This window comes from Erythrobacter epiphyticus, from assembly GCF_034653295.1.
GTDB lineage: Bacteria > Pseudomonadota > Alphaproteobacteria > Sphingomonadales > Sphingomonadaceae > Erythrobacter.
In genome coordinates this window covers 20,264-32,790 of the sequence record NZ_JAYEEU010000005.1, presented here as the reverse complement: position 1 = coordinate 32,790, position 12,527 = coordinate 20,264, and the positions used below count along the sequence as shown (strand labels likewise).

General features: G+C 61.0%; 11 protein-coding genes. 4 read left to right on the top strand and 7 right to left on the bottom strand.

What is annotated here, in order from left to right:
* From SOQ14_RS03925 to SOQ14_RS03900, 6 genes are read right to left on the bottom strand one after another with little or no spacing between them, the layout of a single operon-like run.
* Positions 1 to 918, bottom strand: a complete 918-nt coding sequence (locus tag SOQ14_RS03925) for an SDR family NAD(P)-dependent oxidoreductase (RefSeq protein WP_322896754.1) — start codon at positions 916 to 918, stop codon at positions 1 to 3.
* Positions 915 to 2,462, bottom strand: coding sequence for an AMP-binding protein (locus SOQ14_RS03920; RefSeq protein WP_322896753.1), 1,548 nt, complete (start codon positions 2,460 to 2,462; stop codon positions 915 to 917). Before SOQ14_RS03920 ends, SOQ14_RS03925 begins: the two co-directional genes overlap by 4 nt.
* Complete coding sequence (locus tag SOQ14_RS03915) at positions 2,459 to 2,971, bottom strand: VOC family protein (protein ID WP_322896752.1); 513 nt, start codon at positions 2,969 to 2,971, stop codon at positions 2,459 to 2,461. Before SOQ14_RS03915 ends, SOQ14_RS03920 begins: the two co-directional genes overlap by 4 nt.
* Positions 2,968 to 3,966 (bottom strand): LLM class flavin-dependent oxidoreductase, encoded by a 999-nt coding sequence (locus tag SOQ14_RS03910; protein WP_322896751.1) that lies wholly within the window; start codon positions 3,964 to 3,966, stop codon positions 2,968 to 2,970. The genes SOQ14_RS03915 and SOQ14_RS03910 overlap by 4 nt, the downstream gene beginning before the upstream one ends.
* Before the next feature lie 12 nt (positions 3,967 to 3,978).
* Positions 3,979 to 4,962 carry an enoyl-CoA hydratase/isomerase family protein gene (locus tag SOQ14_RS03905; protein ID WP_322896750.1) on the bottom strand — a complete coding sequence of 328 codons (984 nt, stop codon included), beginning with the start codon at positions 4,960 to 4,962 and terminating at the stop codon, positions 3,979 to 3,981.
* A gap of 22 nt (positions 4,963 to 4,984) precedes the next feature.
* On the bottom strand, positions 4,985 to 6,490 hold the full coding sequence (locus tag SOQ14_RS03900) for a class I adenylate-forming enzyme family protein (protein ID WP_322896749.1): 1,506 nt from the start codon (positions 6,488 to 6,490) through the stop codon (positions 4,985 to 4,987).
* Positions 6,491 to 6,740: 250 nt separating this feature from the next.
* Here SOQ14_RS03900 and npdG point away from each other — a divergent pair, with 250 nt between their 5' ends.
* Genes npdG through cofH form a run of 3 tightly spaced genes read left to right on the top strand, consistent with a single transcriptional unit; the run spans position 6,741 to position 10,388 of the window.
* A complete protein-coding gene (npdG, locus tag SOQ14_RS03895) occupies positions 6,741 to 7,394 on the top strand; it encodes an NADPH-dependent F420 reductase (protein WP_322896748.1) in 654 nt (217 codons plus the stop codon).
* Positions 7,387 to 8,034, top strand: a complete 648-nt coding sequence (gene cofC / locus SOQ14_RS03890) for a 2-phospho-L-lactate guanylyltransferase (RefSeq protein ID WP_322896747.1) — start codon at positions 7,387 to 7,389, stop codon at positions 8,032 to 8,034. The genes npdG and cofC overlap by 8 nt, the downstream gene beginning before the upstream one ends.
* Positions 8,031 to 10,388, top strand: a complete 2,358-nt coding sequence (gene cofH / locus SOQ14_RS03885) for a 5-amino-6-(D-ribitylamino)uracil--L-tyrosine 4-hydroxyphenyl transferase CofH (protein ID WP_322896746.1) — start codon at positions 8,031 to 8,033, stop codon at positions 10,386 to 10,388. Before cofC ends, cofH begins: the two co-directional genes overlap by 4 nt.
* A 42-nt stretch (positions 10,389 to 10,430) precedes the next feature.
* Here cofH and SOQ14_RS03880 read toward each other — a convergent pair whose 3' ends face one another.
* The gene (locus SOQ14_RS03880) at positions 10,431 to 11,396 is read right to left on the bottom strand and encodes an LLM class flavin-dependent oxidoreductase (protein ID WP_416232725.1); all 966 of its coding nucleotides are present in this window, start codon (positions 11,394 to 11,396) and stop codon (positions 10,431 to 10,433) included.
* Between the two features lie 927 nt (positions 11,397 to 12,323).
* Here SOQ14_RS03880 and SOQ14_RS03875 point away from each other — a divergent pair.
* Positions 12,324 to 12,503, top strand: a complete 180-nt coding sequence (locus SOQ14_RS03875) for a type II toxin-antitoxin system HicA family toxin (protein WP_322896744.1) — start codon at positions 12,324 to 12,326, stop codon at positions 12,501 to 12,503.
* The last annotated feature ends 24 nt before the right edge of the window (positions 12,504 to 12,527 follow it).

Genomic DNA, 12,527 nt, shown 5'->3' with positions numbered 1-12,527 from the left:
TCAATCCTCTGCGCGCTGGCCGAGAGCGGCCAGCATTACGTTCAGTTCATCAACGCCGCTTTCGGGGATGATGAACCCGTCCTCGGCGGTGATCGCGTCCATGTTGGTGGCGATCTCTTCGGGAGTGGCTATGCCTGCATCGGGCTTGGTCCAGCCCGGTGTCAGCCCGAGGAAAACCCGCGCGTAACGACCGCCACCGGCCGAAAAGATCTGGTTACCCCGCGTGCAGTCTTGCGAACACAGCCAAGCGACCAGCGGCGCAACATGGGCGGGATCGAGCTTGTCAGCGTGCGGGCCGAGCAGGTCTTCGGTCATGCGGGTGCGCGCGCTGGGGGCAACGGTGTTTACAAGGATGTTGCTGCGCGCGCCTTCGAGCGAGAGTACCCGCATCAGCCCGACCAGCCCCATTTTGGCGGCGCCGTAATTGCTCTGCCCGAATGTGCCGAACAGCCCTGACGAGGAGGCAGTCAGGACTATCCGCCCGTAGCCGGCTTCCCGCATATGAGCGAAGGCGGGGATCAGCGTCCAAAAGGCGGCCTTGAGGTGCACATCAAGAACCGCGTCAACATCATCAGCCTCGAGCTTGACTAGAGTCTTGTCGCGCAGGATTCCGGCGTTGTGCACGACCGCTGCGATGCGTCCCGAATGCGCGATCGCCTCATCGATCATGGCGCGCGCCTCGATGGGGTCGGTTATGTCGTGCGTCGATGCCTGCGCGGATCCGCCGGCGGCAATGATCTGTGTCACAACAGTCTCGGCAGGGCGAGCGGCAGTACCGCTGCCATCGGTTGCCGCACCGACATCATTGACCACCACGTGAGCGCCGCGCTGTGCCAGCAGCAGAGCATGGGCGCGCCCCAGTCCACGGCCGGCGCCCGTGATCAGGACGACCTCACCATCCAGCCGGATCTCGCTCACAGGGCGCGCTCCAACTGCACCCAATAGGTATCTCGCAGCTTCTTCTTCTGCAGCTTGCCGTTTGGATCGCGTGGTAGTTCGTCAACGAAGTCCACTGAACGCGGCACCATCAGGCGCGAGAGATGCGCGCGGCAATGCTCGATCAGTTGCTGTGCCGTGGCATCATCTGCAGCCCAGCCGGGATTGAGGGAGACGACCGCTTTCACTTCCTCGCCGAATTCAGGATTCGGAGTGCCGATCACGCCGCAATCGTGCACCGCTGGGTGATTGAGCAGGCAGGCATCGATTGCTGCAGGATAGATGTTGACCCCGCCTGAAATGATGATCTCGGCATCGCGTCCCGAAAGAAACAGATAGCCGTCTTCATCGACATATCCGTGGTCGCCGACATGAATGAACTGACCCTTGACGCTGCGCGCGGTCTTTTCGGGATCCTTGTAATAGGAAAATTTCTGGTCACCCTGCCGCATCCAGATCTTGCCGACCTGATTGGGGCCAAGCTCGTTGCCCTCATCATCTAGGATCTTGACTTCGGAGATGGTAAAGGGCCGACCAACGGTGCCGGGACGCTCCATCCATTCCTGCGAGGTGACGATTGTACCGCCCACCTCGGACGAGCCGTAATATTCGAAGATCACCGGTCCCCACCATTCGATCATGCGACGCTTTTCGTCGACCGGGGTTGGCACCGCGCCGTGAATGACATGGCGCAGCGACGACACATCGGCGGCTTGTCGCACGGCTTCGGGCAGCTGCAGGAGGCGGTGAAAATGCGTTGCCACCATATGCGTACTCGTCACGCGGTCGCGTTCAATCCGCACCAGGCAATCCTGCGCCGTCCAACGCTCCATCATTTCGATGGATTGCCCAAGATGCAAGGCCGCAGTTGAGATCGAATGGACCGCGGAATGATAGAGCGGCGAGGTGACCAGATGCACGCCGTCGCCGGGTTCGATCCCGAAAGTGCGAAGCAGCCAGCTCATTGATCCCACCAGGTCATCGGCACTGCTGGACTCAATAGGTCGCCGCACACCTTTGGGCCGCCCGGTTGTCCCCGAGGTGTATTGCATCACTTGCCCTGCGGGATAGCCGCCGGGGCGCTCGGCTGTCTGGCCAGCGCGCAATTGCTCCATTGTGGTGAAGCCTGGCGCATGCGTGACGCTGAACCGCCGATCTGCAGGAAAGCCGATACTATCAAGCGCGCTGGTGCCAAGACCGGCAAATTCGGCGTCGACAAAGACGGCCTTTGCCTCGGAATTCTCAACCACGTAGCCGATGTCAGAAGCAGTGCCATGGTGGTTGATGGGCACATAATACCAGCCACAGTTAAGCGCTGCGAGGAACAGCTCGATACATTCCGAGCGGTTACGAAGCAGGGTTGCCACGGCATCGCCGGGTTTCATGCCGAGCGCGATCAGCGCATTGGCGGTACGGTGGGCGCGCTCTGCCAGCTCGCCAAAGGTTACCTTGGAGCCATCGACCTCGCCAATCGCGATCCGATCGGGATGATGCTCTGTCCAATGCCAGAAATTTACATATGTCATAGGCGTGTCCTCGGATTTCTGGCGCGGAATTCAGCGATTTCTTCCTTGCTGGGCAGCGCGACGAGTTCCACCATCACACCGTCCGGGTCCGCGAAGATCGCAACCCGGATGATGCCGTAGTTCTCCAGCACCGCATCGGCCGGTTCGGCGCAGACTTCGACGCCCGCTGCGATCCCGCGGGCCCAGATCTCGTCAAGCTCCTCGCGGCTGACCTCAAAGGACAATAGGAACACGCCAGGATCGCCCGGACGCTTGGGCCCAGTATCTGCGCGCCCGTGACCGCGCCATTCAATCAGTTCGAGCTGTCCGATCCGTGACGGGCCCTGGAAATAGACACTGTGCCCCACTGCACCATCGGGCAGCCCCATTATCTTGATGGTTCGTGGATCGCGGATCGGCATCTCGAGGGTGCGCCGCAAGCCCATGACCCCGCCGTAAAACGCTTCGGAGGCCTTCATATCGCGCACACTGAGCGCGACATGATGCACTTCGCGGGCTGCTGCGCTCATGCGGGCACCTGCTGGAACCGCGGAGCAACCTCTTTGGCGAACAGGCGCAGGCAGCGCTCTGCCTCGCTGAATGGCATCCCGCCCCAGAACGAACGGAACACGAAATGATTGAACCCGTGCTGGCCAATCGCAGCGATCTTGTCGGCGACCTCGTCGGGGGTCCCGACCATCAGCGAATTGTCGATCAGCTCCTGCCAGCGCGAATTGAACCAGTCGAGCGCCTCGTACTGGCCATAGGCGGCATATTCGCGGCGCAGATATTCCACTGCCATGGTGCGCGCGCGTTCGCCATCGGTGTCGATGAACATCTCCTTGAGGATGGGGCGTTCGATCCCGTGGACCGGCTTGCCCGCCGCAATCAGGGCCTCATCGTAGATGGCGACATGCTTGGGCAGATAGTCAGCGCTTGGCGAATTGCCCGGGGTCAGCCAGGCATCGCCAATCCGCGCTGCCCGCTGCACGGGAACTCGCGCACCGGCACCGACCCAGATCTTCGGCCCGCCCGGCTGGAGCGGGGCTACCCCGATCCGTTTCTGATCGATCTTGAAATGCTCACCTTCGTAGCTGATTGTCTCATCGGTCCACAGCTTGCGGATGAGCTCGATGCCTTCCTTGAGGCGTCCGCCGCGATGATCCATCGAAATGCCAAAGCTATCGAATTCCTCCGCCCGGTAACCCGCGCCGACACCCAGCACGATCCGGCCGCCTGAGAGCTGATCAAGGGTAGCGAATTCCTCGGCAATATGGACAGGGTGGAACAGCGGCAGGATCAGGATGCCTGTGCCCAGCATCATATCGCCGCTGTGGTCGATCAGCCGGGCCATCATCGATACTGTCTGGGGCGTCTGCAGATTGCCCAGAAAGTGATTGATGGTGAACACCGAATCATAGTCGAGATCGCGTGCGGTCTGAACATATTCGATCAGTTCACCAATCGAGCGCTGGAGGTCCGCATCTCGCGGAAACTGGTGCGAAGCAAGGATGCCGAATTTCATCGCCGTTGGTTCCTATTTATCGGACTTGCGCGGGGCATTGCGCCCGCCCATGCGGAAGAAGGGAGCAACCGCTGCATCCCGTTCACGCAGCGCGCGGCCGAGGCCTTTGTCGCGGCGTTCCTTGATGAAGTTCCAATCGCCTTCATCGAGGCCGAGATTGGTCGCCCAGCCGTGCGCGATCCATGCGCCAACCTCACCGACCGATGCGCCGCGAGCGTTCTGTGCGAGCTGCATCATCGACTTGCCGATCATGATCCCGTCCAGCGGCATGAAGGAGATCGCCTCGACATAATCGGCAACCCATTGATCAAGCTGGTCGCGCGGCACCACTTTGTTGACGAAGCCGCATTTCTCGCCCTCTTCTGCAAGCAGGGGGCGCATTGTCAGCATGATTTCCTTGGCCTTCTTTATGCCGAGGTTTTCGATCCACTGGACCACGTCCTGGGGGCCTGCGCCAAGGTAACGGAATGCAGGGTGCGTGAAGGTTGCATCGGGCGAGCAGATGACAATATCCGCCGCCAGTGCGATCTGCATATGGCCGCCATAACAATAGCCGTGAACTTGGCAGATGGTCGCCTTGAGACAATTGGAAATGCGGTTGTTGAAGGCGCCGAACAAAAGGTTGCGATCCGGAAGCATCCGGGTGCGCTGGGGCGGACGCTTGCGACTTTCTTTGTCCTTGCCCGACTTGTAGCCGATATAGAACCCAAGCTCGTCGCCATCGGCGCCCGTGCCGAAACAATCGCCTTCTCCGCGGAAAACGATTACCTTGACCCGGTCGTCTGCCTCGGCTTCCTTAACGTAATCGCCAACCACTTCGAAGGCTGCCACAGGGATCGCGTTAAGCTTTTCGGGCCGATCGAAAATGATGGTGGCGACGCGCCGCTCTGCATCCACCTCATAGCGCACGAAGCTTTCAAGCGTCGCGCGATCGGTGGTCATGTGCTCCACCGTCCAATGGGTTTCCAGCAGATCGACTTCAGTTCTTTTGGGCATGTGATCAAGGCTCCTTGAAAGCTTAGCGACCCGCGAGCGCGGCTCGGTCAATTTTTCCGGTTGGTGTGCGCGGCAGCGCCGCAATGAATTCGACTTCACGAATCGCCTTGTAATGGGCGAGCCGGTCACGCACGTGAGCGATCAGGGCAGCGCGCTCAGGCTCCCCGGGAGCCGCGACATTGCTGCGCGGCACAACAAAGGCCTTGGGCACCTCGCCAAGCCGGGGGTCAGCAGCGGCCACAACAGCGACGTCGGCAACGATCGGGCTGGTGCGAAGCGTGTCCTCAAGCTCGCTCGGGAAAATCTGGAAACCGCCGCACTTGATGAGTTCGCGCTTGCGCCCTGACAGAAACAGCACGCCATCCGCGTCGAGATAGCCAAGATCGCCTGAAAGCACCCAGCCGTCGCGGTGGATCATTTCTTCTGCGTTGTTGCTGCCGGCATAGCCGGTTGTCAGCCGGGTCTTGACGCAGATTTCGCCTACCGCGTTCGGGCCGAGCGGCTGCCCGTCCTCGTCGCGAATTTCCACTTCCACGCCAGGATAGACGCGGCCCACCGATCCAGCGCGCCACAAGCCGTCGCGGACATCGCGCGCCGTCCAGCCAGCGACGTGGCCGATTTCCGTTGATCCGTAATTGCTGAGCAAGGCGATGCCATAGCGCCGTTCGAATGCTGCCCGGGTTTGCGGATCGACCGCGCCGCCCGCCACAAGAACCGAGCGCACCGTGGACAGATCAATGGCTCCGGGCGCATAGGCCAGATCATAGAGCATTGTCGGCAGCAAAAAGAGATTGTCGATCGCATGTCTGCGAACCGCGCTATCCACCGCATCGGCGGCAAAACGCTCTACCAAAGCAACCGAGCGGCCGACATGATAAGAAAACAGCAATGCCTGCTGGCCGCCGCTGTGGAACAGCGGGAGCAGTATCAGATTGGGCGATGCGGCATCGGGGGCAAGCGCATATGGCCCGGCTCTGCCCTTGGACGCAAAGGCAAGCTTCGACATGGTTGCGAGCGTCCCCCCATGGGTTGCGACCACCGCCTTTGGCTTGCCGGTGGTTCCCCCGGTGAAAAGGATCGCGCTTTCATGGTCTTCAGCCAGATCGCAGGCGTCGGGCAAATATTCGGTGCCAGCCCCCTGAGCGAGCGCGCTTGATAGCAAAGCGTTGATCGCTCGCTCGGCTACGGCGGCGCGAGCGGTCTCGAGATCATCCCCGACAACCGCCAATTTCGGCCCTGTCTTTTCGAGCGCGCTCGCCAGATCATCGCGGCCGTAAAGGGGGCTCACCAGCACCGGGACCGCCCCGATCGACCAGCAGGCATAGAGCGCAATCACTCCCTCAGGCCGGTTGCGAAGGATAAATGCGACACGATCACCAGCGGCGATGCCTTCAGATTGCAGCGCAGCAGCGGCACGAGCGATTGCATAGCCAAGTTCCCGAAAGGTCCAGCGCGCCCCTTCAAAGGCAAGCGCCTGCCGATCGGGCGCTTCGCGCATCCGCCGGAACAGATCGTCCGCTAAATTCATGTCCCCTCCCAAGCCAGTTAATACCGGTCGGTCGGAACCTTTTGGCGCGGTCTCTTGACTCGGTCAAGGGGTTTCCAGCGCCACATTGCGAATTGGAAGAAACGCCCGGGGGCAAAGCTGGCGGCGCACCAACACAGTTTAACGGGATATCATTCGGCAGCGTAATGAATGGCCAAGAAAAGGATTGCGCCCAATTTTTGGGTGGTCTAACTTCATTCGTGCCGGTCGGTATGAATTTGGGGAGAGGCACATGAAGCGTGGCAAGATTGCGATATTGGGCGGCACGGGCGCGCTCGGCTCGGGGTTGGCCCGGCGCCTTGCTGCGTCGGGGTGGCACGTGCTGATCGGATCGCGGGATGCTGGCCGGGCAGGCGAGTTTGCGGCGTCACTGGGCGCATCCAATATCGAGGGTATGAGCTACGCAGAAGCGGCGGAGCAGGGCGATCTGGCAATTCTGACTGTGCCCTTTGCAAGCCAGTCAGACGTCATTGCGGCAGTTGCATCGCACCTTGCTGGCAAGGTTTTGATTGATGCGACCGTACCGCTGAAGCCTCCGAAGGTTTCGATGGTTCAGCTCCCCGAAGCAGGTTCGGCCGCCGCCTATGCCGTGCGCGCGGCGGGCGCAGAAGTGCGGGTGGTGTCAGCGTTTCAGAATGTCAGTGCCCAGCTGTTGCAGGATGACGGCGATATCGATTGCGATGTGCTGGTGACCGGCGATGATGCTGAAGCCCGTGACATGACGATTGCGGTCGTTCGGGATTGTGGTTTGCGCGGCTGGCACGCTGGCCCGCTGGCGAACTCGGTTGCGGCAGAGGCGCTCACCTCGCTGCTTATCTTCATGAACAGGACGTACAAATCGGGCCACGCCGGCATTCGCATCACAGGCCTTGAACCGCATGAGTGAGGGTGTCGCGATTGTCATCCTGTGCAAGCCGCTCAAGCTTGCGAAGTGCCGGCTTGCGCCGATCCTCGATCCACAAGAGCGCGCAGCCTTTGCTGCGGCGATGCTTTCTGACGTGCTTGATGCGGCGTGCGGCGCGCGCACGGCGCGACGCATCGCGGTTCGCAGTGCGGATGCAGGCGTGGGCAGGATCGCTCTGGCCAAGGGTGCCGAGTGGCAATTCGAGGAGGCAACGCAGGGGCTGAATGCAGCTGCCAGTGCTGCGAGCGCAAGCGCTTGCCAAAGCGGCGAGAGGTCGCTGATGCTGCTTTCGGCCGATCTGCCTTTTGCGACGGGCGCGGATATTGATCGCCTTGCAGAACTCGGAACGTATGCCGGGGCGCGGGCCCATGATGGGGGCACCAATGCCTTGTTGCTTGACCCCGCCCGCCCGTTCCAGTTCCTTTATGGCCCGAACAGTTTCAGTGCTCATGCAGCAGGCCTCGCGGCCCAGGGCGAATCGCTGCGCTGTCTCGTGAGTGGTGGACTGGCGGAGGATGTCGATACACCACCAGCGGTTGCCCGGCTGCTCAACAAGCGCGTGGGCGCGGCCACACACGCCTTTCTCGGCGAGCTGCCGCACCTGCGGGAGCAAGTGGCATGAAGGCGCACGCAGATCTGCCACTTGACGATCTTGCGGCGCTGACACAGGGCGCCCGGAGGCTGCGCGATGAGGCCTATGGCGAACTCATCACCTATTCGCGCAAGGTTTTCATCCCGCTGACGACCTTGTGCCGCGATGTTTGCCATTACTGCACCTTCGCCAAGGCGCCGCGCGAGATCCCGGCCCCTTATCTTACCCTCGAGGCGGTGCGCAAGATCGCACGTGCTGGCGCGGCGGCGGGCTGCAAGGAGGCCTTGTTCACGCTAGGCGATAAGCCTGAGCTTCGCTATCGGGCCGCGCGCGAGGCGCTGGCGGCGGCCGGCTGTGCGACTACGGCAGATTATCTTGAGCGCGCAGCAAAGGCAGTGTTCGACAGCACAGGCCTGCTGCCCCATCTCAATCCAGGTATCCTTTCCCGCGACGAGCTTATCCGGCTGCGCGAAGTTTCGGCATCGATGGGGATCATGCTCGAATCAACCGCCCAGCGGCTGTGCGAACGCGGCGGCCCTCATTTCGGCTCGCCCGACAAGAATCCACAAGTGCGGCTCCGAATGATCAAGGAGGCAGGCGAACTCGGCATCCCGTTTACCACGGGGTTGCTCATCGGAATTGGCGAAACCCGTGAAGAACGCCTCGAAGCTATCGCGATGATCGCCGATCTGCACGCCGGTTACGGCCATATCCAGGAAGTGATAATACAGAATTTCCGAGCCAAGCCGGGCACCCGGATGGCGGTTGCGCCTTCGCCTGATCTAGAAGAGCTTGTGTGGACCATCGCGGCGGCACGATTGATGCTACCTGATGATATCTCGATCCAAGCGCCGCCCAATCTCTCGCCGGGCAATCTCGGCGCGCTGATCGATGCCGGGATAAATGATTGGGGCGGGGTCTCCCCTGTCACTCCCGACCACGTCAATCCCGAAGCCGCCTGGCCAGAACTGACCGCTCTTGCGCGGGACACTGCCGCGGCAGGCAAGCAGCTCACCGAACGCCTAACTGTCTATCCGGGCTTTGCCCGCTCGCCCGATCGCTGGTGTGCATCGGCAGTTGCGCGCAGACTTCGGGAGTTATCCGACGCAAGCGGTCTTGCGCGCGATGATGCGGATTGGCGTGCAGGCACCAGCAAGGTCCCCCCTGCGCCTGTGCTCATGCGTACGCATATTGGCAGCGCGCTCAACCCGGTTTTGCGTAAAGCAGAGGCGCAAGACCCGCTTGACCAGAGAGATATCGTCACGCTGTTCGAAGCGCGCGGTGGAGCGGAGCAAGACATCTGCGATGTCGCAAATGCGACCCGGATCAAGCAATTGGGCGATGCGATCAGCTATGTCGTCACCCGCAACATCAATTACACCAACATATGTGCCTATGCCTGCACTTTCTGCGCCTTCTCGAAGGGACGGGGCGCGGACTCGCTGCGTGGCAGTCCCTATGATCTGGACCTGGGCGAAGTCGCTCGCCGGGTGGCAGAGGCCCATCAACGCGGCGCGGTTGAGGTCTGCATGCAAGGCGGGATCCATCCCCACTATACTGGCGAGACCTATCTTGCCTTGCTGCGTACGGCGAAACAGGCCTCACCGGGAATGCATGTCCATGCATTCTCGCCGCTCGAAGTGACCCACGGGGCGCAATCGCTTGGGTTGACGCTTGATCGCTTCCTCGGGAGGTTGCGCGATGCAGGGCTAGGCAGCCTGCCTGGGACCGCTGCAGAGGTGCTCGACGAGGAGGTCCGCGCGATCTTGTGCCCCGACAAGGTTTCGACCTCCGAGTGGCTTGAAGTGATGGAAACCGCTCACGCGCTGGGGCTTCGCACGACGGCGACAATCATGTTCGGTCACGTCGACCGCTATGATCACTGGGCTAACCACCTGATCGCACTGCGTGACTTGCAGAGGCGCAGCGGCGGCTTCACTGAACTCGTACCACTGGCTTTTGTCGCCAATCAGGCACCGATTTATCGGGCAGGCAAGGCGCGCCCCGGCCCGACTTGGCGCGAGGCTTTGCTGATGCATGCGGTCGCACGGCTTTCGCTTGGTCCGTGGATCCCCAATATTCAGGCCAGCTGGGTGAAGCTCGGGATAGCGGGGGCGCAGTCTTGCCTCGCTGCAGGAGCCAATGATCTGGGCGGAACCTTGATGAATGAGAGCATCACACGGGCAGCAGGCGCAGCCCATGGTGAGGAAATGGGTCCGCAGGAGATGGAACAGGCCATCCGGGCTATCGGACGGACGCCCCGCCAGCGTACGACGCTCTATGCCGACGCCCCGCCTTCCCAGCAAATGCGGGCCTTTGCAGCCGCGCCGCTTGATGCGGTGGTTAACACACCGCCAAAGCGCAATGTGAAAGCCTACGGGTAAGAAGGCCTCACCCGGCCAGCGGAGCCAATGCAGGCGCCAGCCTCAGGCTTTGATCGCCGGGATAACCTCTTCGCCCATCAAACGGATAATCGACATGGCGTCCGCGTGTGGCATTCCGGCCCATTGGACGCGCAGTAGCAAATGGGTGAGACCAAGGCGGTCAATCAGGCCACACATCTTTTGCGCCACGGTTTCAGGATCGCCGACAATGGCGAATTGATCAATAAGATCATCGATCGAGACATCCTGCGCGGCCTGCCATTGCTTGTATTGTTTGTATTGGCGGACCATGTGTTCGCGCGCGATTTCGCGAGCGGCTTGTTCTGTCGGCGCCACAACCGCTTCGCGCAGCAGCGGGTAGGCTCGATCGAGCGGTTGGCCATGGTCGGCCAGAAAGCCTCTGAACTGATCAAACCGGACTTTTTGTTCGGCCTCGTCACCATCAGGTGGAGCAAGCCACGAGCAGCCGAGCCGTGCGGCGCGCTTCAACCCGATCTCACCGAATGCGCCCATCCACAGATCAGGTGTTGCGCCTTGCGGGCGCACGCGAAGATGCACCTTGGCGCGATCGAGCCGCCCAAAAGGAAAATCGCCGGAGACCTCCTCACCGGCCAGCAAGCGTCGCAGCACATTCGTATTGACCTCGAGCCGCTTGAAGCGATCCTCGAAGGGGATCCCGAATGCGTCGTATTCGCGGGCGCGGTAACCGCTCCCCAGACCGGCGATCAGCCGACCTTGCGACAAGGCATCAATCGTCGCAAGATCCTCTGCCAAGGCAAGCGGGTTGGCAAGCGGCGAGACATAGACGCCGAGGCCAAGCTCCATCCGCTCGGTCATTGCGGCGATGTAACCCATAAGCGGGATCGGCTGCATGAAGGCTGAGTGGGCCAGATAGTGATGCCCCAGAAACAGCGCATCAAAGTGGACATCTTCGGCAAGGCGTGCCTGTGCGGCAAGCTCCGCAACGCCTTTATGCATATCATAGCCCGGCTCAAACTGCGCAGACATGAACAGACCAATCTTGGCAGCCATCCGAACCTCTAATTTAATACCATCCGGTCGGTATTATTTTCTAGACGGCCTCCTATCAAGCGTTTTCTCGATAAAATGTGTGGCGGAACGCCTTTAGGTCCGGCCATGACATGATACCGCCTGCCACCCCGGCGCGCCTGCGGGTTTCTATTTCGAGGGTGCCTTAGGGATCCGGCGACACCGCCCGAGCCCGAGGGCGGTGCTTGTGCTCTGCTGTCGCAAGGTCGCGGCCTGTCATCGCGCGCCCTCAGACACAAGACTGCCGCAAGTGCTTCCGCCTCATGCCTGCCATTTCAAATGGCGGCGATCATGATCTTGATGTCAACCGCATTCGGGATACCAGCGGGGATTGAAGCGCCGAGACCTGCTTTTGGTTGCAGAGACGTGCTCTCCCGAAAAGCAATCGCAGGGGTGGCAGAACGCCAATCAGCTTTTCCCGACTTCAAAAAAGCTTTGAAAACCGCAGGTTAGTACACGCCCGATCAGCGTGTGAAACCCCATGTGACACGCCATGTGATACAAGACAAGAGTCTGCGGGACCATTTTTCGTGGCCCCGGCCTGAGGCGACAGCAGCACGCTTGGCACCTGGGGCTGGATCCGCTCCTGGACGCCTTGCTGGGTGAAGTCGTGCTTTGGTATTAGTCGGTTACGGGCTCGATCCGGGCCCCTGTCGCTTGAGCTGGGCAGGGCGCTCGCGCCGTAGTCTGCCCCTAGTCGTTGCCGATTGCCCTGCCACAGGCCTCTGCGATTTTACGCCTCATGTGCACCAACACCCGGCACAAGCCCCAAAACCCCCAAATCAGGGCACTTTGGGCCCCATTCAGTGTGTAATCAATGTACATTATTGGATTGACGCTTTGAAGCCTGATGTGTAACTATTGCGCATAAATTCGGGGCGCGATGTGAAACGGCGAGATATCATCAAGCGGCTGCGCGAAGCAGGATGCGAGTTCGAGGAAGGCGGAAATCACACGATCGTGTTCCTCAATGGTCGCAAGATCACCGTGCTGTCGCGCCAGAACGAGATCGCCGAACCCATCGTGCGCCAGATTGAGAAACAGTCCGGCATCAAGCTGCGCTGAGGAAGCAAGGGGTCGCCTGTCCCC

Excerpts from the sequence above, each read along its gene's own strand:
- SOQ14_RS03920 (WP_322896753.1), bottom strand. The coding sequence starts at position 2,462 with ATGACATATGTAAATTTCTGGCATTGGACAGAGCATCATCCCGATCGG.
- SOQ14_RS03915 (WP_322896752.1), bottom strand. The coding sequence starts at position 2,971 with ATGAGCGCAGCAGCCCGCGAAGTGCATCATGTCGCGCTCAGTGTGCGC.
- SOQ14_RS03910 (WP_322896751.1), bottom strand. The coding sequence starts at position 3,966 with ATGAAATTCGGCATCCTTGCTTCGCACCAGTTTCCGCGAGATGCGGAC.
- SOQ14_RS03905 (WP_322896750.1), bottom strand. The coding sequence starts at position 4,962 with ATGCCCAAAAGAACTGAAGTCGATCTGCTGGAAACCCATTGGACGGTG.
- SOQ14_RS03900 (WP_322896749.1), bottom strand. The coding sequence starts at position 6,490 with ATGAATTTAGCGGACGATCTGTTCCGGCGGATGCGCGAAGCGCCCGAT.
- npdG (WP_322896748.1), top strand. The coding sequence starts at position 6,741 with ATGAAGCGTGGCAAGATTGCGATATTGGGCGGCACGGGCGCGCTCGGC.
- cofC (WP_322896747.1), top strand. The coding sequence starts at position 7,387 with ATGAGTGAGGGTGTCGCGATTGTCATCCTGTGCAAGCCGCTCAAGCTT.
- cofH (WP_322896746.1), top strand. The coding sequence starts at position 8,031 with ATGAAGGCGCACGCAGATCTGCCACTTGACGATCTTGCGGCGCTGACA.
- SOQ14_RS03880 (WP_416232725.1), bottom strand. The coding sequence starts at position 11,396 with ATGTCTGCGCAGTTTGAGCCGGGCTATGATATGCATAAAGGCGTTGCG.